The sequence below is a fragment of the Polaribacter sp. AHE13PA genome (genome assembly GCF_019278505.1).
In the GTDB taxonomy this organism is placed as follows: domain Bacteria; phylum Bacteroidota; class Bacteroidia; order Flavobacteriales; family Flavobacteriaceae; genus Polaribacter.
The window spans coordinates 2,503,430-2,527,823 of record NZ_CP058985.1 but is presented as its reverse complement, the minus strand read 5'-3'; the positions used below and the strand labels follow the sequence as shown (position 1 = coordinate 2,527,823).

Genomic DNA, 24,394 nt, shown 5'->3' with positions numbered 1-24,394 from the left:
AGCACAAGCCGAATTTTTTATTTTTATATTTATTTTTCTTTTCTAAATATTACCAAATAAAAAATTTGGCGTACTTTGTAAATATACAAAAACCTCTCGGAAAGCCTATAATAGCTATGTTTTATAAACGTTGTTGTAAGTAGTGCTTTTTACGTTCTGCTTGGTTTTCCGATGTTTTTTATTTAATTCAAATGTGAGCGTTGGCAAGACATACTCTTTTGCAATTTTTGGTTTAGCGTTGGCTGTAGCGAATTGCGAATGTGTATGGCATTGAGCGTTGGCTTATTCAATTAACTGTCCTACTTTATTTACTACTTTATATTCTAATTCCTCAAATTCGTTAAAGTGTGCCTTTCCGCATTTGATTTTCAATTGTTCGTCTCCACTTAGTTTTCCTAAATCAACTTCTGGTGTTCCTGTGTCCTTTGTTTCTGCCACAAAATATATTTTCTTATCATCTTCAAAAACTAAAGCCCAATCTGGATTATAATTCCCAATTGGTGTTGGAATTTTAAACCAATTCGGAAGTTTGAAATAGAACTTAATTTGGTCGCTTGTTTCACAATCCTGTGCAAACTTGCTCTCAACTCCAGAATCTAATGGCACAAACTCTTCATAAATTGTTTTCGAAGAGTCGGAAACTTTAAAAGAAAAATCATTCAAATACACTTCTAATTCCTGTGCTTCAAATAAAGACATTTCATAATCTGAACCTCCGATTTTTTGATACTTAATACCATCTATCATTAAACTATATAAAGTTCGTTTAATAGCTTGAGTTGTTAAGTCTAAAAACAATTGTGGATTTATCAATATATCTCCAATTCTTTCTGATTTGCTTAAAATTTCTTCAATTGTAAAACGAGTTAATTCTGTTTTACTTTGAATGAAACCTAAAACATCTGGAATTTTCCAAGAATAATCATCATATGAATCGACCTTTTCGCCTTTATATTCAGTATCAATACCTTCGCCAGACATTTTAATTGAAACTTTTGTTGAACGAATTGAAGGTGCTTTAATAACAGGTAAATCCTTAACAGCTTTTGAAGCTAAGGTGATTAATTCGTCTGTTTTATAATCAACTCTATAAGTTGTTTTCTTTTTGAGGTTTTCCCAAATTTCCAAGAATTTTGGGTCTGCTTCAAATCCTTTTCGGTATTTGATAGCTGTCCGTTCTCTTTTATTTTTGATTCTACCTTTAAATTCAACTCCGCAATCGTCTTCAATTTCTTTTTGCAATGTCTTTGCAAAATCATCATAAGATTCATTCGCAATTACTGTTAGACGATTAATATTTTGGTCATACGTTCGTTGACCTGTTTGGTCAACAGCTAAACGCAAACCTCTACCAATTTCTTGACGTTTTTTAACTTCTGATTTGGTTTCGTTTAAAGTACAAATCTGAAATACATTTGGATTATCCCAACCTTCTCGAAGTGCTGAATGTGAGAATATGAAACGAAGTGAATTATCGATGTTCAATAACTTCTCCTTGTCCTTCATTATCAAACTGTAGGTGTCATCATCTGCTTTGGTTTCGCCAGAAGTGTCTTTAAATTTACCTTTCTTGTCTTGTGAAAAATAACCATTATGAGTTTCCTCAACTGAAAACTTGTCTAATTCTTTGAATGCAGATTTTGTAATATATTCTTTATAAATTTCTTCAAACCATTCTGCGAATTTTCCCTTGTTTTGATTTCCTGTGGAATCATAATGACGATAATTTGCAACTTTATCAATGAAGAATAAGGATAGTACTTTAATACCTAATTTATTCAGGCGTTTTTCCTTTTTCAAATGTTCCTCAATTGTTTTGCGGATTTGAAATTTCATTACTTCATCATTCAATCCTCCTTGGCTATCGCCTTTGTACAATAAATTCCCATTAGAAATAGAAATGCAGTTGTTTGTAGCGTCTATTTCTTCAATGATATAGCCATCTGAATAAATCTCTCTTTCGTTGGATAATTTGTATAGATCGTCTCCAACTTTTACTGATACTGATTTCTTTTTTACGCCTCCTTTATCGTTGATATTAATTGAAACTTTTGCTGTTATTTTTGTTTTTGTAGCTTTAATTGAATCTACTTGTACAAAAGCATCATTAAAAGCATTTTCTTCTACGATAGAATCTACTTCAATTTGTTTTACTAAACCTAAATCGTATGCTTTTACAGGATTTAGACTGTAAGTTAAATTATATTGATTTCTATGAGTTGCTGAATAACGAAGTGTACAAAGACTATTTAGATTTTCTATTGCTGAAATACGTTTTTCTGTTTCCATATTTTGTGGTTCATCCACAATGACTATTGGATTTACAGATTGTAAAAATTCTATAGGTTTTCGTCCATTTGCACGATAATGAGGTTGGTTAATTATGTTTTGGTCTTTAGCAAAAGAATCAATGTTTATTACTAATATTTCAATATTATTATTTGTTGAAAAACTTCTTAATGTTGAAATTTTTGAGCTATCATACACTTGAAAATTTATTGGAATATTGTCATATAAATTTTGAAAATGTTCGTGAGTAATTTCTAAATTTTTTAAAACTCCTTCACGTATAGCCACAGAGGGAACAACAATTACAAATTTTTTGAAGTTATAAAGCTTATTTAGTTCATAAATACTACGTAAATACACATAAGTTTTTCCTGTTCCTGTCTCCATCTCAACAGAAAAGTTCATTCCGTCTAATTTAGTAGATTGTTCAATTTCATTTGTATTTTGAATAGATTGAAGATTTGATAAGATTTGTTCTTCAGATATAATCAAATTATTACTTACTCCATTTATTAAGTCTAAAACGCCTTCTTCTTTTAGGTTGAATTCCATAATGGAATCTTGCATAGGTTGACCTTCAAATAAATCTGTTATAGATTTAATTGCTTCTTGTTGATATTGTAGATTTGAATCAAAAGTTAGTTTCATTAGCAGAGTTTTAATAAAAGATTAAATAGCTCCATTGAAGACTCTCCGAAAGCTGGTCTATCTAAATAATTAGTTGACTCAACTTTATTATTTGAGATAATATCGATTTTAATCATTTTGTGATTGTCAAAATCTTTCGTGCCCCAAACAACATAGAATATTTTAGGTTTATGATTTTGTGCTAATTCTAGCTGATTTTGAAGGTTATATAAAACTTCAAACCTTCTCCAATCTTGTTTACCATATTTACCTATATACTCATCAGAAATAGGTGTGTTTTTGTTATGGGTTTTAAACTCAATAAGAGCAATGGTTTTGTTTTCGCTTTTTAAATATATTAAAGCATCCAAATCACCAGGCCAAGGATTACCTGTGTTATTCGCTAAAAAGCACTCAACGTTTGAATTTGCTGATAGAAGAGATTTTACATTACTAAAACTATAACCTCTTAATTTTTTAATGCCACTTTCTAAAGCACTCATATTTACAAGTTTATAAGAGGATAAATCAATTGACTTGTCTTTTATAACTGGTTTTATTGAAATTATTAATTTATCTTGAATGTTAAAATTCTCTGGAAAATCTTTAGGCCATATAAATATGCGGTATTCGGTATTTAGTATAGAAGCAAATGAGGCACAAGCATATATTTCTTGTGAAAATGTTTGAGTTAGTGTTTCAAATAATACATCTAAAGTAGTACCTAATTCATATTCATATTTATTGAAAATGCCGTTAATTTTCTTTTGAGAATCTATAATAAAGCCATCAATACTATAACTGACGTGTGATTCCGAATTTACTTGAAGCCAAATAAATGGGTCGAGTTCAGTTATTTCAAAACGCACCTCTTTACCTTTACATACTCTACGTTTAGGTTTGAATATTACCATAATTATATTGTCTTAAATTCAGTTGAAGCCTCTTTCATTTGTAAAGATGCATTTGTTTTTAATTGGTCATTTCCTTTAAACAATTTATCTAATGCAATAACTTTTTTTGCCTTAACGGCAATTACACTATCAATTATTTTTTGATTGACCTGTTCTAATAGTAAGACTAATTCATTGTCATTAATAACATAAAAACCATCTTTCAACTCAATTTTACTGTTAAGGTCTTTACCGCTTTTTAGTAAAAGTTCATAAACCATATTCTGTGTTGTAGAGTTTTCATTTATAGGGTCTATAAAAAGTTTAATTTGTTCTTCAAGTGCCTTTGTGTTATTGTCTTTTATTTGTTGCCATTTCTTAAAGTTGCTTTCAGCTAGTTTTAAGACTTTAAAGCCCAAGTCCTTTTTGTTTTCAGGATAATCCTCTAATATTTTTTTTCGGGCACGTAACAAGCGTTCTTTTGAAAGTTCAGAAATTGACAATGGTTTACCTAGTTTCTCTAATATTTTGATAGCTCCTTTTTGATTTTTGTCATTTTCTTCAATTCTTTCAGCCATTTGAATAAGGATAAATTTAGCATTTAGTCCTTCTGAAATTTCTTGGAATAGCGCATCACCTGTTGAGGCTGAACCTGCGAAAAAATCTAAAACAATATCATCTTTATTTAAATTTCCAAGTTGAATTAATGACTTTAATAATTGTGTTGGTTTTGGATTTGAAAAAACATTTTTAACACCTTCAAATAGTTCCGTGAGTTCATCATTTCCTTTCTGATTATGGCCGAAAATATCGTGTGCCCACCAATTTGTTGCGCATTGACCTTCTTGTTCTCTTTCAAACTTGTAGTATTTTTTTCTAGGAAGACCTTTTCCGTTTTTTGTAAAAATTATCCTTTTATCATCTAATAGTTCCTTGAAGGTCTTTTCTTCACCCATCCAATCTTCTGTAAATGTTTGACCTGTTGGTGTTTCAATTGTGTATGAACTACCACTTTGGTCTGAGCCTACTTTCCAAGGTTTTGAAGCCCAATCACCTCTTGGGTCATTATCAGGGTTAGAAAATTTACCAGTTATTGGAAGTTTACCTACGCCATTCATTTTTAGATAAGATGAATCCTTTGCGTAGCATAAAATATGTTCTGCAACTAGTCCTATTAATTTTGTTTTATCATTTGGTTGATTGTGACGTCTTCTCCAATGGATATGTCCCTCAAAATTATCCTCTCCAAAAATTTCATTCATAACCGCTTTAAGATTATGAATTTCATTGTCATCGATGGAAATAAAGATAGTTCCATCTTGCTTTAACAAATTTTTTGCTAAATACAAACGTGGCATCATCATATTCAACCAGTTGCTATGATATTGTCCATTTTCCTTACTGTTCTTTTTGAACATACCATCTTTGGTCATATATCCTTCTTCGTCCTTGTCTCCAACACGTTTTTTGTATTCTTCCTTCGTTTCAGAGAACTTGTCTGGATAAATAAAAGAATCATTTCCTGTATTATAAGGTGGGTCTATGTAAATCATTTTTACTTTACCGAAATAACTTTTTTGAAGCACTTTCAATACTTCCAAGTTTTCTCCTTCTATAAAAATATTTTTCGTTTCGTCAAAGTTTACACTTTCACCTTTTGCAGGTACAAGTGTTTTGGTTGTTGGTGCTTGCAAAACTTTAAAAGCTTCACTTTTTCCAGCCCAATTCAACACGTAGCGTTCATTTGAGAAATTTATATCTTCTCCAAGAGTAGCTTTTAACTTTTCCCAATCTACTTTTCCCTCAGCAAATACTTCAGGTAATACTTTTTTTAAAGCGTTTAGTTTTTCTTGTTCAGGTGTTAGACTTATTCCGTCCATATATTTATAGTTCTTTTCGGTCAGTTAGTAATTCCTTGGCTTCTACATTCAGAATTTCGGCAATCTTATATAAATCCTCTAAACTCGGTTGTCTTTTGTTTTGAGCGTAAGAGTGAACCATATTGTAACTCTTCCCAAGTTGTTCAGCCAACCAGATTTGCTTTATCCCTTTCTGTTCTAAAACCTCTTTTATTCGGTTCATTTCGAATTTTTTTAATTCAGTCAACTAATGTAGTCAACAATTTTCAAATACTCACTAAATGAGTATAAAAATTATCATTCAATAGTAATGAGCGTAGGGGAAAGGCAAGCTCTTTTTATTTTGTGAGGTACGAGCAAAATGAAATGTGCTTGACTGTGCGGTTGGCTTTTCAGAACGGAATTTTACTGTTTTGCTCGATTTTCCGCATTACTTACAACGGTTTTGTATATGGTTTGTTGCGTGTTTTAAGCACCTAATTTAGTAAATATTTACGGACCAAGAAAGTGAAGTGCACCCAAATGTTTAGACAAATTTATAATTAATTTTGATAATAATTAGCTCGATATTCAATCGGGCTCATTCCCTTTAAATTTTGTTTAATTCTCTCATTATTATAATATTTTATATACACTTTAATCTCTTTTTTTAATTGAGATATCGACTTGTATTTATTTATATAAAACAATTCAGATTTTAGAATACCGAAGAAATTTTCTATCACAGCGTTATCTAAACAATTTCCTTTACGAGACATACTCTGAGTAATTCCTTTTTCTGTTAATAATCTTCGATACTGTTTCATTTGATACTGCCATCCTTGATCTGAATGTAATATTAAATTTGTTTGATCTGGTATTTTCTTAAAAGACTTTTTCAGCATAATAGCTACTTGTTTAAAATCAGGTTTTTCAGATAATTGATAATTTATTATTTCTCTATTAAAGAGATCAATTATTGGAGATAGATATAGTTTTTTTCCTAAAACTTTAAATTCTGTAATATCGGTAGCCCATTTTTTATTTGGCCTAATAGCTTTAAAATTTCGTTGTAATATATTAGGAGCTGTTTCCCCTATTTGCCCTTTATAAGACTTGTATCTTTTAGCTCTGACTAAACTTTTTAAACCTAATTCACGCATTAACTTGAGTACTGTTTTATGATTTATTAGAGTTCCTGTTTTGTTGATTTCTAAAGAGATTCTTCTATAACCATATCTTCCTTTGTGACGATGATATATTTGATGAATCAATAGTTTTATCTCTTTATATTTATCAACTATAAGACTTCTTTTATGATGATAATAATAACTACTTCTTGCCATGTTCATATGATATAATAAAATATCTAAATCATACTTATGCCTTAATTCTGTTATGGCTTTTGCTTTTTGTTTTGCTCTTGTTGAATTAAGGCCTGTAACTTTTTTAGCAAGTCCAGTTCTGCACGTAATGATTCATTTTCTAATAAAAGTTCCTCTTCTCTTGTTAAAGGTTTATTAGACTTTTTTTTAGCCCTCTTAAATTGCATAGATTTTGGTTTACCTCTAGGTTTAATGTTTAAGCCTACAATACCCTCTTTTTTATAATTACGTTGCCACTTCATAATTACAGATTTAGTAGGAATATTAAATTCTAAACAAGCTTGACTGAAAGATAATGAATCTTTGTCAATAGCTTTTAAAACTTTAAGTTTAAAAGGAATGCTATACACTTTGGTTTTTCTTGGTAATAGTGCTTTTTTACCATATTTTTCATAAAATCGAATCCAATCATGAAGGGTTGTATGATGACAACCATATAACTTAGACACATCTTCAACTGTTTGGTGATTTTTTAAAACTTGCTTTACACATCGAAGTTTAAATGCGTAATCATACTTGACTTTTCTTCCCATAATAATACCCTCAAATAGTGTCTAACTTTTTGGGAGCAGTTCAAAATCCGCGAGGATTTTCGTAAGTAGGCTAGAACTAGCAATAAATTATATACGGTGTTAGGCACTGGTTATTTTCCACCCTTTATCTTTAAATTTTTCTTCTGTGAATTTATTTGGTTCTAAAATGAATTTTATATCAGATTTAAGCTGAGCTAATTTAGTGTTGTTTGGTTCATAATTTAAACCCTTTTCACAACAACTTAGTGCATTAGGGAAATCTTTTAAATTAGTCTTATAATTTGATGCCTGAATGAATGCTGTAATAGCATTAGAGTGTTTTTGAGTTTTTGTAAGATTTTCTCCAACATAAAAAGCTTTATCAAAGTGATTATTGGCTAAATCAGCTTTAGCAATTTTACCTTCTTTATTGTGAAATCTACTTATTCTTTTAGCTTGTGCAGTATATGTTTGCGCTAAACCTAAATTAGTTCTTTGGTTGACTGGATCTAGTTTATAAGCTCTTTCGAAATATTCTATGCTTGTTTTAATAATATTCCCAAGGTCTTTTTTATTTCCAAGCCTATTTTTGAATTCTAGAAAACCTAATTCGATAAGAGCTTCTAAAAATTCTGTATCTAGTTCAATAGCGGTTAAAAATTCTTTTTTAGACCTAGTATATGAGTCTTCGTAAAAACCATTTTCTTCAATTTTACCTTTCACTAAATATAGGAATGAATATCTGATGTTTTCTTTGATTAACTCATTTATGATTTCTATTCCCGAATCATAATCATAATTAGATATTGTAAGAGCTTTTATCGCTTTGTTAGCAATCACCTTTTCTTTATGGTTGTTTGCTTTTGAGCGATAAAAAAGATGTAAACTATTTAATTCACTTTCATTAAAACTTTTCTTTTCTTGAACAAAAGTTTCATATTTTTCTAAAACAGTTTTTTCATTTTCGAGTGTTGAATATTGTTTAGTATAAATTTTAGCTAAATGAGGTATTGAATACCCGATTTCATCTTTTTCATTATTTTGAAAATAGCATAAGGAAATTTTTATAAGTCGAGGAATCGCATCCATTCCAATTTCATCAGCTGAAAACCCACTGATATACATCAAATCTTCTAAAGTAAGAAGTTCTTCTTTTTCAGATAAAGAAAATATAAAAAGTAATGTTTGTTCTATTAAAGGTAATTTATCGATTGAACCTTTAAAACAAAAACTAAGTATATCTTTATAAGCTTCTCCGCTTTTAAGGTTTTCTAGAACTATTGTTATTGGGGTTCCTTGTGAAAGTTGATGAGTGATTAATTGACCAGCTAAAGGCATTCCTTTAGTATAATTATATAGTTCGTCTATACTTTCACCATATAAACTTGTAAATGAATCTGTTTTACCTGAAAACAACTTAAATTGAGAGTTTAAAAAATTAGGAAATTCAATTTCTTTTTTGAATCCTGTAAGATTAATTCTAGCCATAAAAAAATCAGCAAGTGTTTCACGGGTAGTTAAAATGGCTTTAGATTTTTTTGGAAAATTTTCAAGAAAAGAAATTAAATCAGAATCTTTTAAGGTTTCAAGGTTATCAACTACTAATAGAACTCTATTATTAGTTAGGAACTCTATAACAGAGTCTTCTTCATCAATACTTTCGTCATTAATAAGTCCATTATTATCAATAAATTTATAAATATCATTAATCAAATCTGCATAATTAGACACAAAATCATTGATTAATTTTATACCATGAGGAGTATATTTATTTCTTTTAGAACTTGTCCATACTATAAATTCAAAATTTGACGAATATTTTTCATTTTTACTAAGCAAAGAAGTGAAATAATGAACAAAAGTAGTTTTACCAATACCACCAATACCATCTATCTGTATTATTCGGTTGTTATCATTATTTAATTTATTAGATAATTCATCTAAATATTCATTCCTACCAATAAATTCATTGTATAGTTGAGATTGAGAACTAATATTTTCTATTACACTAAATTTATTTTCTTTTAATTTGAAAAATAAATTATCAGCTTTTATTGAACGACTGTTGCGTCTACAATAGACATCTCCTTTTTTAAAAACACAAACATTAGTAGCTTTAGAGTTTTTTTTCCAAGCTTTCTTGTTGTATTGTCCATCTCTTTTAAAAGGAATTATTCCTTCATATGGCATAATGTATATTATAAAAAATGAAGCATCTTCAATTTCAATAATATTAGAAACAAATTCAATTGGTGCATCAATATATTCATCAATGATATTTGCTATTATTGCATCATCTACATTTTCATCACTTCTTTCATCTAAACCTATCCAATCAAAACTATTATTGACCCCATATATTATATAGCCTCCCTTAGTATTAGCAAAAGAGGATATATCTTTTGCTATTTCAATTTTAGCTTTTTTTTCTTTAACAGTAAAAATTTCTTTATAGTCTAAATCTGTACATTCAGATTTAACATCAAGTAGTTTAATTTTTTGAATTGTTTCAGTACTTACTAAGTTTAATTTTTCTGTCATTTATATAGTTTCTTTGTACTTGTGCCTAACGTTGTTGTATATGGTTTGTTGCGTGATTTAAGCAGTGAATTTAATAAATAAAACACGAACGGCGAAATTCCGGAGGAATTTCCCAAGTGAGCTAAAACCAGCAATAAAGTTTATACGGTGTTGTACATAGTTAATTTTTTGTTTTCAACATTTTGTCAATTTTCAATCTCCAAAATTTTATTAATTCATTTTTTTCTAAATCTGTATTATATAGAGAATCTTCCATTATATTCAATTCTGAATATATTTTGTCTCCAATTTTTTCTAAATCTGAAAAGTATTTATCTTCATCAAATTTAATTTTGTCAATTTCCTTATTAAATTTTCGGGCATAATTTTCATAAAGGTCAAACCTTAATTTTTGGAATTCAATTTCATCTTTAAAATTCAAAGTATCTTTTACCCAAGATTTATTTTTGTCAAAATATGCTTTAACTTCTGCATCTTTCAAGTTTGTTGATTTAAGATAAAGACCGAAATAAACCCAAATTTCAGATTTCGAATTTTGGTCAATTTGAGCTTTAAAATCAGAAGGTTTTAATTCAACGTTTTTTTTCCAAAAAATAGCGTGTTTTGATAATAAATAACCTCTTATCTGTACATTGAAGTTCCAATATAAAATTCCAATTAATATAACTGAAGATATTACAATTAAGAGGTTTTTCGGTTTTTTCATAATTATGTACAACGTTAAGTATAAGAAATCGTAGGGCAGTTGATAAGCACTTTCGTTTCGGTTTATTACTTAGCTAAATATAAATATTTTGCTTTTATCTTTTCTTTTTTAAATGCCAAATTTTATATTTAGCGGATTTTGTTAATACTCACAGACCTTTCGGTTTAACACAAACGCCCTATGTTTTTTATACACTGTTGTACAGCGTTTTTATTCGATTGGTATATTTAAATCAACTATGAATTTATTCTCGGGATGTTCCCTATAATCATTGTGATAAATTTCAAATGGATTTTCTATGCTCTTTTTATATCCGTTTTCATTCATCCAAATGAAAAGACTTGTCCAAGATTTTTCGAATTCATTAGGTGTAATTTCAAAACGACCAACAATACATTTCCCTTTCTTAATAGTCAATTTATTAATCTCACCTTCTGTTTCAAAAGGCTCGTTAGTTGCTAAAAATATACTCATACGTACCTTATTAGGTTCAGTAACTTTGAAACTATCGTAGAAAATCCTACCCATTTTTGTTTCTGAATTATTAAGCAAACCTTTGGGAATTGCCCATTTCGTGAGTTTTCCAAAAGCGTTTTCAATTCCGTTTATTCCAACGTGAGTTACTCCAGCTAAATTCAATTCAGGTGTTTCTTTAATTTCAATTTTTGCATTCATTTCTGTCCATTTTTTTAGATTATCAATGATGCAAATGTATTTTTCATAGTCAGGATATTCTTGTCCGTTCTTGCTTTTTAGTTGACGAATCTTGCTATGTCTATTTGGGTTTTCTTTTATAAATCCGGTTGGACTTATTCCAAAATATTTTTTAAAAGCTCTTGAATATGATGAATTATCACTAAAACCGTATTTGTGCGCTATTTCTGTTGTCGTGATGTTTTTATGCAGTAAATCCAAAGCTGATTTTTCAATTCTCCGTCTTGTCACATATTCATTTAGCGTTTCTTCAGTAATAAATTTGAAAATTCTATGAAAATGAAATGGTGAGAAAAAAGCAACTTCTGAAACAGTGTTCAAAGATAAATCCGATTCCAAGTTTTGGTCAATAAATTCAAAAACTCGGTTAATTCGATTTTTGTAGTCGGTTTCTATTTCTTTATCTAAAATTTTCATCTGTGTTCAAATGCTGTACAACTGGTTATATGCAAACAAATATATTGTTTATCCGTTTATATATTCCGGATAATAAAAGTTTTTACTTTTTATTATCACGCTTGTTTAGAATTAATATTTAAAAAAAATGATTCTGAAGTTTTATAGAAAACAGGACTTTCTTAAGTAAGATATTCATTCTTTATTTTAAAATTTAAATTTAATGAAAAAAATGTTAGGAATTAAAGGCTTAGATTTTTTTTATTGTTGACAGACTGTTTCATTTTTGTTGCTCTTTTTTTTATTTTTTTATTTTTTAAAACGAGTAGTATTATTTTAATATAATAGAGGAGAGTTTACAACTTTAAAAAGTCTTTAGTTTTTATTCTTGTGTCACTCAAATTTGTTTATTATTTTTACTTAAATTAATTATTAATCAACGTACACGAAAACGTACACGATTTTATATAAATTAGATCAAAATAGGATGGTTTATGGGGTTTTTGTCAAACTCATAACCCGAAGGTCACTGGTTCGAGTCCAGTTCCCGCTACTAAGTATAGCAAGGCTTCACAGAAATGTGAAGCCTTTTTTATTTTAATGAGATGGGTACAGAATAAGTTAGTTTTAAAAACTGAATTACAGATCAAACATTATTTGGATCAAGTCCCAAAGTTGTCGTATTTAAAAATTTTGTATAAATATTAGTCTGTCTAAAAAGGAAGAATTATAGGTTTTTAATACTTATTAAACAAACTACTAACAGGAATCTTAATCCTATTTTACCAATCGTAGTGTTTATGAGCATCTAATCTAATAAAGATGAAGAGTAAGATTGTAAAACCCCAGAGAGAAGAGCCTCCGTAGCTGAAAAATGGTAGAGGTATACCAACAGTTGGTAGTAAGCCTATAACCATTCCTATGTTTACAATAACATGAAAAAAGAGAATAGAAGCCACACTGTAGCCATATATTCGTCCAAATTTATTAGCATGTGTTTCCGATAGATATATTATTCTATACATCATCAACATAAAAAGAATAATAACAATACTACTTCCTAGGAAACCCCATTCTTCTCCAATAGTACTGAAAATGTAATCGGTGTGTTGTTCTGGTACAAAATTTCCTTTAGTAATATCTCCTTTTAAAAAACCTTTACCTGTCCAACCACCAGAACTAATTGTTAATTCTGATTGGTGTGAGTTGTATCCAATATTTTTTTTATCAGTTTTTAAACCTAATAACACTTCAAAACGATCTCTGTGGTGTTGTTTAAAAATATTGTTATAAGTTAGGTTTGTTCCGAATACAAAAAGTGCGGTAATTATATATAGAGCTAATACTTTATACCAATTAAAACGAAAAAATGTTTTACCTCCTCTATAAATTGCATAACCAACAGCGACTGTAATTAATAATAATAGGGTAGATAATACAGATGTAAATCCGAAGAAAATAGTTGAAATAAAAATAACGATAGCCAAAGTACCCAAAATTATGTAATTTAGGGTTAATCCCTCTCTATTTAGAACAAAGAAAAATGCTAAGTAAATTAAGGCAGAACCTGCATCTGGTTGTAAGGTTATTAATAAGGCAGGTGTAAAAATGATTATAAAAGCCTTTATTTGGTTTTTTACTAAACCTAAATTGTATTGTCTATCACTTAAAAGCTTGGCAACAGCAAGTGCTGTAAATGCTTTTACAAATTCTGATGGCTGTAAACTCATACCGCCAAAGCTAAACCAAGATTTTGCTCCATTTATTTCTTTACCAAGTGGAAATAAAAGAATTAACATAATCAAAGATATTATGTAGAATATACTTGAATATTTCTCGTAAAATTTTGAATTAAAAAAAAGAATGATCACAATTAATGGAACACTTAAAATAATCCAAAGAATTTGTTTTCCATAATTAGTAGAAAAATCTAATATCTGTATATTATCTTCAGTTTTGGATGCTGCATATATATTCATCCATCCAAAACCAACAAGAATAGCAAATAAGAAAACTAAAAGCCAATCGATCTCAGCAAAAATGTTATTTCGTTCTTGGCGCAATTTATTGAGTTTTTTGATTTAGTTTAGCGTAAATATCTTTTAAGTTTAAGTCTAACATTCGTTGTTCTCTATATTTATTTTCTTTAGAGATGCTACCATTTATATATTTTTCTATAAGTAAACTGGTAATTGGAGCAGCTATTGTAGATCCATATCCACCATTTTCAACAAAAATTGCTATCGCTATTTTAGGGTTTTCTTTAGGTGCAAATGCCACTAAAATTGAATGATCTGGTAGTTGAATTTTTTGACCGTCTATTCTTGCAAAGTTTTCTGCAGTTCCGGTTTTTCCACAAATCTCAATGTCTTTTACTTGATTAAACCTCCCTGTTCCTGTCTTAAATACTTCGTGCATAGCTTCAACTACTGGAGAAAAATACTTTTTATCTATCGTTGTTTTTTTTGCAATTGTATATACAGAGTCTTTAATAGGGTTTTTATTTACTTCTTTTAATACGTGTGGTGTATAAAAATATCCTCTGTTGGCAATTACTGCTGTAAAATTAGCTAACTGAATAGGTGTTGTTAAAACTTCTCCTTGACCAATTGCGTTAGATATAGTAGTAGAACCGTTCCAAGAATATCTATAAATATCATCATAATATTTTCCGGTAGGTATTAAACCTGGACTTCCAGCAGGTAAATCATAACCTAAATAATTACCTAAACCAAAACTGGCAATATGGTTATGCCAGGTGTCTAAACCTTCTGAAGGATTATTGTTTTTTTCTATAATTTTTTTATAAGTTTGAGAAAAGTAAGTATTACAAGATCTAGCAATAGCAGCTTTTAGTAGTACTGGCCTTCCTGTAATTCCGCAATGGCATCCCATAAAAGCACCTGCTCTACTACCGTATCTAAAACCATGATTACATCTAAAACCGGTATCTTCTGTAATAACACCTTCTTGAAGGCCAATTAAAGCATTCATCATTTTAAAAGGAGAACCAGGAGCATAGGTAGCCAATAAACCTCTGTCATAAGAAGGTTTACTTACAGTGTCGTTAAATAAAATGGTTGAGTTTCTAGATCGTTTTCTACCAACCAACATGTTAGGATCGTAGGAAGGTGCAGTAACCAATGCTAAGATTTCTCCAGTTGATGGTTCTATCGCTACAATTCCGCCTCTTTTACCAGACATTAGTTTTTGAGCATAAACTTGTAGTTCTATATCTAAGGTTAATGTTAAGTCTTTTCCGTTTTCTGGTATGGTGTCGTACGAACCGTCTAAATAAGATCCTGTAACTTTATTTAGGTTATTTCTTTGTAGATATTTTTTACCTTTAGTTCCTCTTAAATAATCTTCATATTGTCTTTCAATTCCATCTTTTCCAATTAATTCTCCAGGTTGGTAATAGGCATTTTCTTTTGCTAAAGTTTCATTTACTTCTCCAATATAGCCCAGTACATTTGCGGCAGCATTTATAGGGTATTTTCTAATGATTCTTTTTTGAATAAAAAAACCAGTGTATTTATGTAATTTTTCCTGAAGAAAAGCAAAATCTTCTTTTGCCAATTGTTTTAAAAATACAGAAGGTAGGTAAGGGGCATAATTATCTGCTTTTTTTAATCTTTTTAAGAAGTCTGCTTTATCTATTTTTAATAGATTACAAAATTCTAATGTGTCTAATGGTGTTACCTGGTTGGGTTGCACCATAACGTCATAAGAAAGCTGGTTTGCAACTAAAAGTTCTCCGTTTCTGTCATATACGTATCCTCTTTCTGGATAATCATACTCTATTTTTACGGCAGAATTATGAATAGGGTCATAGCTGGCACCTCTAATTACTTGTAATTGAAAAAGTCTCCCAATAAAAAGAATACCGATAAGTGTTATTAAAAAATAGAGTAAAAAACTTCTTTGCATTATTCGCTTTTAGTAAAAATATAAGTTCCTAAAAAAAATAAAATCAATGTAAAAACACTAGAGTATAATGTGTTTAAAAAAACCATTGATAAATTTTCAAAACTAAAATTAGCAAAAGTAAAATAAATAAGGTGATGAATTACTGTTAAAGTTACTACATAGTTAAAAACTTTACCAAAAGATTCAGATTTTAAGCTAAAGAAAGGGTAATCTGCTGGTATTTTTCTAAAATAAACATTCACAAAAAACAACCTAATATAAGCGATAAATAAAGTAGCAAATGCATGTATACCTCCTGAATCTGAAAAGAAATCAACAAATAGTCCTAAAAGGAAACTTATAAAAAGAAAGGAGTATCTTTTTTCATTTAAAGGATATAGAATTACAAAGCTAATATAAAGATATGGATTTATATGTCCTAAAAAATTGATATTATTTAGCACTAATACTTGCAAGAATAGCAAGAAAAAAAAAGATAAAATTTGATTTATACTTTTATTCATTGCTCGTGTTTTCTAAAAATTGTAATTCTTCCTTATCTAAATTTTTAACAATATATACATAACCAAGGTTACTCATATCATTAAATAACGTTACATCTACTTGGTTATTAGCGGTGTTTCCTTTGTTTATTTTAGAGATTGTTCCAATAGGTATTCCTTCAGGAAAAATAGTAGATTTTCCTCCTGTTTCAATAGTGTCTCCAATTTTTAATGGAGCTTGTCTTGGCATATCGTGTAACTGAACAATATTGTAATCTATACTATTCCATTTTAACGTTCCGTAATAAAAATCATTTCCTTTAAGACGTGCATTAATACCACTATTTTTATTTAAAATTGATTGTACTCTCGTATAATTATTTGATGAGTTTTCTGTAATTCCAATAATTCCTTTGCTATTAATTACAGCCATTTCTTTATCTATATTTTGATTTTTACCTTTATTTATAGTTATAAAATTAAATGGTTTAGAATAATTATTGTTGATGATTTTTGCGTTTGTGAACGTATATTTTTGATGATATTTTGTAGAATCCATCACTGTAGAATCAACATCAAAATTTACAGATGTATTTTTTTCTAAAAGATTTTTTAGACGTGTGTTTTCTTCTGACAATAATTTATTTTCAGACTTTAATCCTAAATATTCTGTAGAATTAGAAAGGGTTGTAAGAAAACCACCAGTAACACTATTAGCAGAGTTTATAAACTTGCTTTTATGAAAACGGAGGTTGTTAAAAGTAAAAGTTAGCGCTATTAACTCTAACAATATAAAAAACAGAAAATACTTAAACTTCTGAAAAAAATAGATAATCTGTTGCATTGTAAGAACTTAAAAACTACTATTTCATTAATACATTTTTGTATTTTTTTAATTCTTTTAATGCAATTCCTGTTCCACGAACAACTGCTCTTAAAGGGTCTTCGGCTACATAAACAGGTAAGTCTGTTTTTCTAGATAAACGCTTATCTAAACCTCTTAACATAGAACCACCACCTGCTAAATAGATACCTGTATTATAAATATCTGCAGCCAATTCTGGTGGAGTCTTAGATAAAGTTTCCATTACAGCATCTTCAATTCTTAAAATAGATTTGTCTAATGCTTTTGCAATTTCTCTATAAGAAACTTGTACCTGTTTTGGTTTTCCGCTTAGTAAATCTCTACCTTGAACCAACATTTCGTCTGGTGGAGTTTCTAAATCTTCCGTTGCGGCACCAATGGTAATTTTTATTTTTTCTGCAGTAGATTCACCAACATGTAAATTGTGTTGGGTACGCATGTAGTACATAATATCATTTGTAAATAGATCTCCTGCAACTTTTACAGATTGATCACAAACAATACCTCCTAATGCTATTACAGCTATTTCTGTAGTACCACCACCTATATCAATAATCATGTTTCCTTTAGGCTCCATAATGTCTATACCAACACCAATTGCAGCAGCCATAGGTTCATAAATTAAATAGATTTCTTTTGCATTCATGTGTTTTGCAGAATCACGAACAGCTCGTTTTTCTACTTCTGTAATTCCAGAAGGGATACAGATAACCATTCTTAATGCGGGTGGAAATAAACGCTTCTTAATTGATGGAATTTGCTTTACAAATTCTTTAATCATCTGTTCAGATGCCTCAAAATCTGCTATAACTCCGTCTTTTAAAGGGCGAATAGTTTTAATATTTTCATGGGTTTTTCCTTGCATTAGGTTGGCTTCTTTACCAATTGCAATGATTTCTCCAGTAATTCTGTTCCTGGCAACAATAGAAGGACTATCAATAACCACTTTTCCGTTGTGGATTATTAAAGTATTTGCGGTACCTAAATCAATCGCAATATCTTCCGTCATAAAATCGAAAAAACCCATAAAATATATTTGTTGTTTTATTCTTGATGTATTCTTACAAAATTACTAAAATTCTGTGTGTAAAATACATATTTATTATTAATGTTTAAAATGTCTTGTTCCTGTCATTACCATAGATATATTGTGTTCATTACAATAGTCTATACTTAATTGGTCTTTAATAGATCCTCCAGGTTGAATAACACTTTTTATTCCTGCGTTATCTGCAATTTCTACACAATCAGGGAAAGGGAAAAATGCATCACTTGCCATTACACATCCATTTAAATCAAATTTAAAAGAAGTTGCTTTTTCAATAGCTTGGTTTAATGCATCAACTCTACTAGTTTGTCCTGTTCCTCCAGCTAATAATTGTTTGTTCTTAACTAGTATTATGGTGTTCGATTTTGTGTTTTTACACAGTTTAGAAGCAAATAACAAATCATCTAACTCACTTTGAGTTGGTTTATTGTTAGTTACGTACTTTAAATCTGATAATTGATCTGTAATACTATCTTTATCTTGCACTAAAGAACCGTTTAAACAAGTTCTTACAGTTGATGTTGGTAATGCAACATCTTTCTGAATTAAGATAATTCTGTTTTTCTTACCTTTTAGAATAGCTAATGCATCATCAGAAAAAGAAGGAGCAATTACAACCTCACAAAATAAAGTATGAATTTTCTCTGCAGTTTCTTTGTCTATTTCTGTATTTGCAATTAATACACCACCAAAAGCAGAAACAGGATCTCCTGCTAAAGCATCTGTATACGCTTGACTAATTGTGTCTCTTTGTGCAAAACCACAAGCATTGTTGTGTTTTAAAATAGCAAAAGTTGGTGCTTCTCCTTTAAATTCTTGAATTAAATTTACAGCAGCATCAACATCTAATAAATTGTTGTAGCTTAATTCTTTACCATGAAGTTTATCAAACATTGCTTCTAAGTCTCCAAAGAAATATCCTTTCTGATGAGGATTTTCTCCATAACGTAAAACGTTTGCATTTTGTTCACTTGCTTTGTAAACTATTTCATCTTCATTAAAATAGTTAAAAATAGCAGTATCGTAATGAGAAGAAATATTAAATGCTTTTGCAGCTAATTTTTTTCTTTCAGAAATGGTAGTTTCTCCATTACCTTCAGAAAGTGTGTTTAAGAAACCTTCGTATTGATCCATAGATGAAACAATAACCGTGTCTTTAAAATTCTTTGCAGCAGCTCTAATTAAAGAAATACCACCAATATCAATTTTTTCTACGATATCTTGTTCTGGTGCTCCAGAAGCTACCGTTTTTTCAAACGGATATAAATCTACAATTACTAAGTCTATTTGTGGAATATTGTATTCAGCCAATTCAGCAACATCGCTTTCATTGTCTTGTCTGTTAAGAATACCTCCAAAAACTTTTGGATGCAATGTTTTAACTCTTCCTCCAAGAATAGATGGGTAAGAAGTAACCTCGTCTACCGGAATTACATTAATTCCTAAATTTTTAATAAATTTTTCTGTACCGCCTGTAGAATAGATAGTTACGTTAAGTGCATCTAATTTTTTTACAACTGGTTCTAGACCATCTTTGTGAAATACCGAAATTAATGCGGATTTAATTGTTTTTGAAGTGCTCATTTAGTGTTGTGTTGTTAAGCGTGCAAATTTAGGTAAAGCAATCTTCTAAGGCAATAAAAGATAGTAACAAAACAAGTAAGTAATTAACAACAAACTTTTAATGAAGTTTTTTTAATTAGAAAAAAACAGATCCACTACTCGGCGTTATCTAAAAAATCTCGAAACCAAACAACAAAATTATCTACAATAGATGTTTTTTTTGAAGCATAATTAGATGTTGAATTTTTAGATGTTATGGTAGTGGATTCGTATTTTCTCATTATTTAGGAATATGTCGATTTGTGAATTATATTATTTTCATCAAAAGTAGTTAAAAGATAAATATAAATCAACAAAATTAAAGAATACTTGACAATTCTTTACATATATACTCTAAAAGTGCCTCGTCCTTTGCGGAAAATGTATTTGCTGTATGAGAGTCTATATCAATTTGACCAATATTCTCGCCTGCTACAAAAATTGGGATTACAATTTCAGATTTTACTTTCCAACCGCAAGAAATATAATTGTCTTGAGCAGAAACATCTTGTACTACAAAGTTTTCGTTGCTAACCGCTACTTGTCCGCAAATACCTTTCCCAAACGGAATAATAGTGTGTTCTGTTTCTTCTCCTGTATATTGCGCTAATTTTAACTCGTTTTTATCTCCGTTTTTAAAATAAAAACCAACCCAATCATAGTAAGAGATTTCTTTTTCTAAATAATCGCATATCGCTTGTAATTTTTCGTCTCTTGTAGTGTTAGACGAAATAATTTTGTCGATCTGTTGTTGTAAAATATCTATATTCATTTGTATATTCGTTGTGTAAATAAGTGGCAAAATTAATTAAAATTTATTGTGAAGAAACATAAAAGCATCATCATTTTTCTGATTAAGTTTTTTGTAACCTATTTTTTATTAGTTACAATCTATAACACTTACTTACAGCGTTCTCAAGAAAAAGAAGGGGTTTATAAAACAGCATCTATAACAACACTTGTGGCGGACCAAACCGTAAAAGTGCTTACTTTTTTCGATTATAGCGTAGAGGCTGTTCAGCATGATAAAGAAGTTTCTGTAAAACTAATCATAGAAGGTAAGTATACCGCTAGGGTTATAGAAGGGTGTAATTCTATTAGTTTAATTGTTCTATTTATATCATTTATTATTGCTTTTTCGGGGTCTTTAAAAGCTACTTTCTTTTATTCTCTGTTTGGTAGTTTGCTCATTTATACAATCAATGTATTAAGAATTGCATTTCTGACAGTAATGATCTATAAATATCCAGAAAATCAAGAATTTTTACATGGTTTGGTATTTCCGGCAATTATTTATGGTACCATTTTTATGCTTTGGGTTATTTGGGTTAATCAATTTTCTAAGTTTAAGAAATGAGTAAATATCTAAAAATAGTATTAGTATCCTTGCTTTTTGTGCTGTTGGTCGCGGTAAGAGCTTTTCAAACGAATTTGTTTTATGACCCTTTAATCGTATATTTTAAAAATGATTATTTGTACACAGGTATTCAGAATATAGTTGTTTGGAAGCTAGTGATAAATATGCTCTTTAGGTACCTCATAAATTCTGTTATTTCATTAGGTGTAATTGGGGTTTTGTTTGAGCGAAAAGAGTATTTAAAATTTGCTAGTTATTTTTTAATGATAGCTTTCGTAATTCTTATTACTGTATTTGTAATTTTAATTAAAAATAATTTTGAAAGTGGTTATTTGTTACCGTTTTATATACGTAGATTTATAATCCATCCGCTGTTTTTACTAATATTGCTTCCAGCTTTCTATTATCAAAAATTGAGTAATAGATAATTTTATATAGAATTTGATTTTCTTATTGTAAATTTGCAGAAGCAATGAAACAGTTTTTTTCTAAAATAGCGTCTTTTTTATTGGCACTTTTAGTGTTGTTTTCTACGTTTTCTTTTACGGTAGAAAAGCATTATTGTGGAGATTCTCTAATGGATGTTTCTTTTATAGGGAGTACAAACGATTGCGGCTTAGAAATGCAAAAAATTGCAGCTAAGACTAACTGTTGTAAAGATGAAATTCATCAAATTAAAGGTCAAGATCAATTAAGACAAACTCAAGTTGACGATTTTGATTTTTCTAAACAACAATTTCTAGCATCGTTTTATATTTCTTTTAATGATCTATTTCTTGAACAAGATTTTAAAGAAACAAACTACAACAACATTTCTCCGCCTGAAATTCTATTAGATTATCAGGTTATATACCAGTCTTTTTTAATTTGATTTTAATTTTTAAACTATAAATATTGCCTAAAGGCGATGAAATTTAGCGTTATAAATTAAAATTAATACACATAATGAAAAAATATATAATTAGTAGTTTTCTGCTATTTATTCCTGTCATACTCTTTTCTCAAACTACATTTAAAGGGATGATTATGGACAAAAATAATCCTAAAGATAATTTAGGGGTTGCCGATGTAACTGTACATTGGTTAAATACAAACGTAAGTGCAATTACAAATAAGAAAGGTTGGTTTACTATAGATTATAAACCAGGATATAAAAAATTAGTAATTAATTATTTAGGGTACAAAACCGATACTTTAACTATTGAGGACTTAGACCCTATTCATCATTATATTACTCCAGAAGATGATTTAGATGAAGTAATAATTAAAAGTAAACGAAATGCAATTCAGAAATCATTTTTGTCTACGGCAAATATGTTTACTGTAAATTCTGAAGAATTGTTAAAAGCTGCGTGTTGTAATTTGGCAGAAAGTTTTGAAACCAACCCATCTATAGATGTTAGTTTTTCTGATGCTTTAACCGGAACGAAACAAATACAAATGCTGGGTTTAACAAGTCCATATTTGTCAATTACACAAGAAAATATTCCTTCTGTTAGAGGTGCTGCTCAGGTTTTCGGACTCACATTTACACCAGGTACTTGGGTAGAAAGTATACAGATTACAAAAGGTGCTGGTTCTGTTGTTAATGGGTATGAAAGTATATCTGGACAAATAAATGCAGAATTGGTAAAACCTTTTTCTGATAATAAATTCTTTGTTAATGCCTATTCTTCCTTAAATGGAAGGATCGAGTTAAATACACATTTTAACCAAAAAGTTTCAGATAAATGGTCTACAGGTATTTATGTTCACGGTAATTATAGGGGTGAGAAATTTGATAAAAACAATGATAATTTTTTAGACAGTCCGTTAGCAGATCAAATAAATATAATGAATCGTTGGCAATATGTTGATGCAGAAAAAGGTTGGGTAAGTTTTATTAATGTACGTTTTTTAAATGATGAAAAACAAACGGGTGAGATTGATTTTAATCCATCTTTAGATAAAGGAACCACAAATGCTTGGGGAAGTGAAATAGATACAAGACGTTTTGAGACTTCGGCTAAATTAGGGTACGTTTTTCCAGAGTTGCCTTTTCAGAGTGTAAGTCTTCAGTTTGCGTATAGTAATCATCAGCAAGATTCTTATTTTGGACAAAAAATTTATAATATAGAGCATGAAAGTATATTTTCTAATATTATTTTTAATTCTATAATAGGGGATACTAGAAATAAGTTTAAAACCGGACTTAGTTTTACGCATGATAATTATGAAGAATTGGTAAATATTACCGATTACGATAGAAAAGAAACTTCTGTAGGAGCTTTTTTCGAATATGCATTCGATAATTTGAATGATTTTAGCTTAACTGCAGGTTTGCGTATAGATACTCATAATTTATTAGGAACTTTTGTTACTCCTAGAATTCATGCAAGATATGTGCCTTGGGAAAACAGTGTTTTTAGAGCTTCTGCAGGAAGAGGAAAGCGAAGTGCTAATATTTTTGCAGAAAATCAACAATTATTTGCAAGTTCAAGGAGTATTAATATTGATGATGTTGGTGGTAATATCTACGGATTAAATCCGGAAGTTGCATGGAATTACGGTATTTCTTATATGCAAAGATTTAACTTATTCAATAAAAAGGGAGATGTTACTTTCGATTTTTATCAAACAGATTTTACAAATCAAGTTGTGGTAGATTGGGAAAACCCTCAAGAAATATCATTTTATAATTTAAACGGAAAAAGTATTGCAAATAGTTTTCAAGTTGAAGTAAATTATAATATTGCACCGTATTTTAATTTTAGAACAGCGTATAAGTATTTTGATATTTCTACGGATTATACTTCGGGTAATTTGCAGAAACCGATTCAACCTAAAAATAGATTTTTTGCAAACCTTTCCTATGAAACCCCTGCTAAAGATAGTGGAGCTCTATGGAAGTTTGATGTTACTTTTAATAATATAGGAAAACAGCGTTTACCAAATACGGTATCTAATCCTGTGCAATATCAATTGCCATCACATTCAGATTCTTATCAATTGTTAAACTCTCAAATTACAAAGGTTTTTTCAGACAAATTTGAAGTTTATGTAGGTGCCGAAAACTTAACAAATGTTCAGCAGAAAAATCCTATTTTAGCAAGTGATGATCCATTTGGATCTAATTTTGATAGTACAATTGTGTATTCTCCTATTTTTGGAAGAGCATTTTATATGGGGTTAAGATTTAAAATAAAATAGCCACAGAGTGGGATTAAGTA

The 24,394-nt window shown here is 29.5% G+C and carries 21 protein-coding genes; 4 read left to right on the top strand and 17 right to left on the bottom strand.

Annotation, left to right across the window (positions count from 1 at the left end; translation table 11 throughout):
• Window positions 1-282: 282 nt before the first annotated feature.
• The 17 genes from H0I28_RS10925 to H0I28_RS10850 form a co-directional block, all read right to left on the bottom strand.
• Window positions 283-2,937: a DEAD/DEAH box helicase family protein gene (locus H0I28_RS10925; RefSeq protein ID WP_218759111.1), complete on the bottom strand. Its 2,655-nt coding sequence runs from the start codon at window positions 2,935-2,937 to the stop codon at window positions 283-285.
• Window positions 2,937-3,830: a hypothetical protein gene (locus H0I28_RS10920; protein ID WP_218759110.1), complete on the bottom strand. Its 894-nt coding sequence runs from the start codon at window positions 3,828-3,830 to the stop codon at window positions 2,937-2,939. Before H0I28_RS10920 ends, H0I28_RS10925 begins: the two co-directional genes overlap by 1 nt.
• 2 nt (window positions 3,831-3,832) lie before the next feature.
• Window positions 3,833-5,689: a site-specific DNA-methyltransferase gene (locus H0I28_RS10915; protein ID WP_218759109.1), complete on the bottom strand. Its 1,857-nt coding sequence runs from the start codon at window positions 5,687-5,689 to the stop codon at window positions 3,833-3,835.
• Window positions 5,690-5,693: 4 nt separating this feature from the next.
• A complete protein-coding gene (locus tag H0I28_RS10910) occupies window positions 5,694-5,891 on the bottom strand; it encodes a helix-turn-helix domain-containing protein (protein ID WP_218759108.1) in 198 nt (65 codons plus the stop codon).
• A 319-nt stretch (window positions 5,892-6,210) separates the two neighbouring features.
• Window positions 6,211-7,047 carry an IS3 family transposase gene (locus H0I28_RS10905; protein WP_254712878.1) on the bottom strand — a complete coding sequence of 279 codons (837 nt, stop codon included), beginning with the start codon at window positions 7,045-7,047 and terminating at the stop codon, window positions 6,211-6,213.
• The gene (locus H0I28_RS10900) at window positions 7,044-7,565 is read right to left on the bottom strand and encodes a helix-turn-helix domain-containing protein (protein ID WP_136583671.1); all 522 of its coding nucleotides are present in this window, start codon (window positions 7,563-7,565) and stop codon (window positions 7,044-7,046) included. The genes H0I28_RS10905 and H0I28_RS10900 overlap by 4 nt, the downstream gene beginning before the upstream one ends.
• A gap of 99 nt (window positions 7,566-7,664) precedes the next feature.
• A complete protein-coding gene (locus H0I28_RS10895; protein ID WP_218759107.1) occupies window positions 7,665-10,085 on the bottom strand; it encodes an ATP-binding protein in 2,421 nt (806 codons plus the stop codon).
• A 160-nt stretch (window positions 10,086-10,245) separates the two neighbouring features.
• Window positions 10,246-10,791 carry a hypothetical protein gene (locus tag H0I28_RS10890; protein ID WP_218758962.1) on the bottom strand — a complete coding sequence of 182 codons (546 nt, stop codon included), beginning with the start codon at window positions 10,789-10,791 and terminating at the stop codon, window positions 10,246-10,248.
• A 210-nt stretch (window positions 10,792-11,001) separates the two neighbouring features.
• Window positions 11,002-11,922, bottom strand: coding sequence for a GyrI-like domain-containing protein (locus H0I28_RS10885; RefSeq protein ID WP_254712766.1), 921 nt, complete (start codon window positions 11,920-11,922; stop codon window positions 11,002-11,004).
• Window positions 11,923-12,683: 761 nt separating this feature from the next.
• Window positions 12,684-13,964 carry a rod shape-determining protein RodA gene (rodA, locus tag H0I28_RS10880; protein ID WP_218759106.1) on the bottom strand — a complete coding sequence of 427 codons (1,281 nt, stop codon included), beginning with the start codon at window positions 13,962-13,964 and terminating at the stop codon, window positions 12,684-12,686.
• Between the two features lies 1 nt (window position 13,965).
• Entirely contained in the window at window positions 13,966-15,831 is a 1,866-nt protein-coding gene (mrdA, locus tag H0I28_RS10875; RefSeq protein WP_218759105.1) for a penicillin-binding protein 2, read from the bottom strand.
• Window positions 15,831-16,334 (bottom strand): rod shape-determining protein MreD, encoded by a 504-nt coding sequence (gene mreD / locus H0I28_RS10870; RefSeq protein ID WP_218731498.1) that lies wholly within the window; start codon window positions 16,332-16,334, stop codon window positions 15,831-15,833. Before mreD ends, mrdA begins: the two co-directional genes overlap by 1 nt.
• Window positions 16,327-17,157 carry a rod shape-determining protein MreC gene (gene mreC / locus H0I28_RS10865; RefSeq protein WP_218759104.1) on the bottom strand — a complete coding sequence of 277 codons (831 nt, stop codon included), beginning with the start codon at window positions 17,155-17,157 and terminating at the stop codon, window positions 16,327-16,329. Before mreC ends, mreD begins: the two co-directional genes overlap by 8 nt.
• A 19-nt stretch (window positions 17,158-17,176) precedes the next feature.
• Window positions 17,177-18,205, bottom strand: coding sequence for a rod shape-determining protein (locus tag H0I28_RS10860; RefSeq protein WP_068449442.1), 1,029 nt, complete (start codon window positions 18,203-18,205; stop codon window positions 17,177-17,179).
• A gap of 78 nt (window positions 18,206-18,283) precedes the next feature.
• A complete protein-coding gene (purH, locus tag H0I28_RS10855; protein WP_218759103.1) occupies window positions 18,284-19,810 on the bottom strand; it encodes a bifunctional phosphoribosylaminoimidazolecarboxamide formyltransferase/IMP cyclohydrolase in 1,527 nt (508 codons plus the stop codon).
• A gap of 134 nt (window positions 19,811-19,944) precedes the next feature.
• Window positions 19,945-20,070 (bottom strand): hypothetical protein, encoded by a 126-nt coding sequence (locus H0I28_RS17650; protein WP_262887631.1) that lies wholly within the window; start codon window positions 20,068-20,070, stop codon window positions 19,945-19,947.
• A gap of 77 nt (window positions 20,071-20,147) precedes the next feature.
• Window positions 20,148-20,600, bottom strand: coding sequence for a GAF domain-containing protein (locus H0I28_RS10850; protein WP_218759102.1), 453 nt, complete (start codon window positions 20,598-20,600; stop codon window positions 20,148-20,150).
• Between the two features lie 48 nt (window positions 20,601-20,648).
• Here H0I28_RS10850 and xrtF point away from each other — a divergent pair, with 48 nt between their 5' ends.
• The 4 genes from xrtF (at window position 20,649) to H0I28_RS10830 (ending at window position 24,374) form a co-directional block, all read left to right on the top strand.
• A complete protein-coding gene (xrtF, locus tag H0I28_RS10845; RefSeq protein WP_218731491.1) occupies window positions 20,649-21,185 on the top strand; it encodes an exosortase family protein XrtF in 537 nt (178 codons plus the stop codon).
• Entirely contained in the window at window positions 21,182-21,613 is a 432-nt protein-coding gene (locus tag H0I28_RS10840; protein WP_218759101.1) for an exosortase F system-associated protein, read from the top strand. Before xrtF ends, H0I28_RS10840 begins: the two co-directional genes overlap by 4 nt.
• 44 nt (window positions 21,614-21,657) lie before the next feature.
• The gene (locus H0I28_RS10835; RefSeq protein WP_218731487.1) at window positions 21,658-22,056 is read left to right on the top strand and encodes a hypothetical protein; all 399 of its coding nucleotides are present in this window, start codon (window positions 21,658-21,660) and stop codon (window positions 22,054-22,056) included.
• Window positions 22,057-22,130: 74 nt separating this feature from the next.
• Window positions 22,131-24,374 carry a TonB-dependent receptor gene (locus H0I28_RS10830; RefSeq protein ID WP_218759100.1) on the top strand — a complete coding sequence of 748 codons (2,244 nt, stop codon included), beginning with the start codon at window positions 22,131-22,133 and terminating at the stop codon, window positions 24,372-24,374.
• Window positions 24,375-24,394 lie beyond the last annotated feature (20 nt).

Excerpts from the sequence above, each read along its gene's own strand:
- H0I28_RS10925 (WP_218759111.1), bottom strand. The coding sequence starts at position 2,937 with ATGAAACTAACTTTTGATTCAAATCTACAATATCAACAAGAAGCAATT.
- H0I28_RS10920 (WP_218759110.1), bottom strand. The coding sequence starts at position 3,830 with ATGGTAATATTCAAACCTAAACGTAGAGTATGTAAAGGTAAAGAGGTG.
- H0I28_RS10915 (WP_218759109.1), bottom strand. The coding sequence starts at position 5,689 with ATGGACGGAATAAGTCTAACACCTGAACAAGAAAAACTAAACGCTTTA.
- H0I28_RS10910 (WP_218759108.1), bottom strand. The coding sequence starts at position 5,891 with ATGAACCGAATAAAAGAGGTTTTAGAACAGAAAGGGATAAAGCAAATC.
- H0I28_RS10900 (WP_136583671.1), bottom strand. The coding sequence starts at position 7,565 with ATGGGAAGAAAAGTCAAGTATGATTACGCATTTAAACTTCGATGTGTA.
- H0I28_RS10895 (WP_218759107.1), bottom strand. The coding sequence starts at position 10,085 with ATGACAGAAAAATTAAACTTAGTAAGTACTGAAACAATTCAAAAAATT.
- H0I28_RS10890 (WP_218758962.1), bottom strand. The coding sequence starts at position 10,791 with ATGAAAAAACCGAAAAACCTCTTAATTGTAATATCTTCAGTTATATTA.
- H0I28_RS10885 (WP_254712766.1), bottom strand. The coding sequence starts at position 11,922 with ATGAAAATTTTAGATAAAGAAATAGAAACCGACTACAAAAATCGAATT.
- mrdA (WP_218759105.1), bottom strand. The coding sequence starts at position 15,831 with ATGCAAAGAAGTTTTTTACTCTATTTTTTAATAACACTTATCGGTATT.
- mreD (WP_218731498.1), bottom strand. The coding sequence starts at position 16,334 with ATGAATAAAAGTATAAATCAAATTTTATCTTTTTTTTTCTTGCTATTC.
- mreC (WP_218759104.1), bottom strand. The coding sequence starts at position 17,157 with ATGCAACAGATTATCTATTTTTTTCAGAAGTTTAAGTATTTTCTGTTT.
- H0I28_RS10860 (WP_068449442.1), bottom strand. The coding sequence starts at position 18,205 with ATGGGTTTTTTCGATTTTATGACGGAAGATATTGCGATTGATTTAGGT.
- purH (WP_218759103.1), bottom strand. The coding sequence starts at position 19,810 with ATGAGCACTTCAAAAACAATTAAATCCGCATTAATTTCGGTATTTCAC.
- H0I28_RS17650 (WP_262887631.1), bottom strand. The coding sequence starts at position 20,070 with ATGAGAAAATACGAATCCACTACCATAACATCTAAAAATTCAACATCT.
- H0I28_RS10850 (WP_218759102.1), bottom strand. The coding sequence starts at position 20,600 with ATGAATATAGATATTTTACAACAACAGATCGACAAAATTATTTCGTCT.
- H0I28_RS10840 (WP_218759101.1), top strand. The coding sequence starts at position 21,182 with ATGAGTAAATATCTAAAAATAGTATTAGTATCCTTGCTTTTTGTGCTG.
- H0I28_RS10835 (WP_218731487.1), top strand. The coding sequence starts at position 21,658 with ATGAAACAGTTTTTTTCTAAAATAGCGTCTTTTTTATTGGCACTTTTA.
- H0I28_RS10830 (WP_218759100.1), top strand. The coding sequence starts at position 22,131 with ATGAAAAAATATATAATTAGTAGTTTTCTGCTATTTATTCCTGTCATA.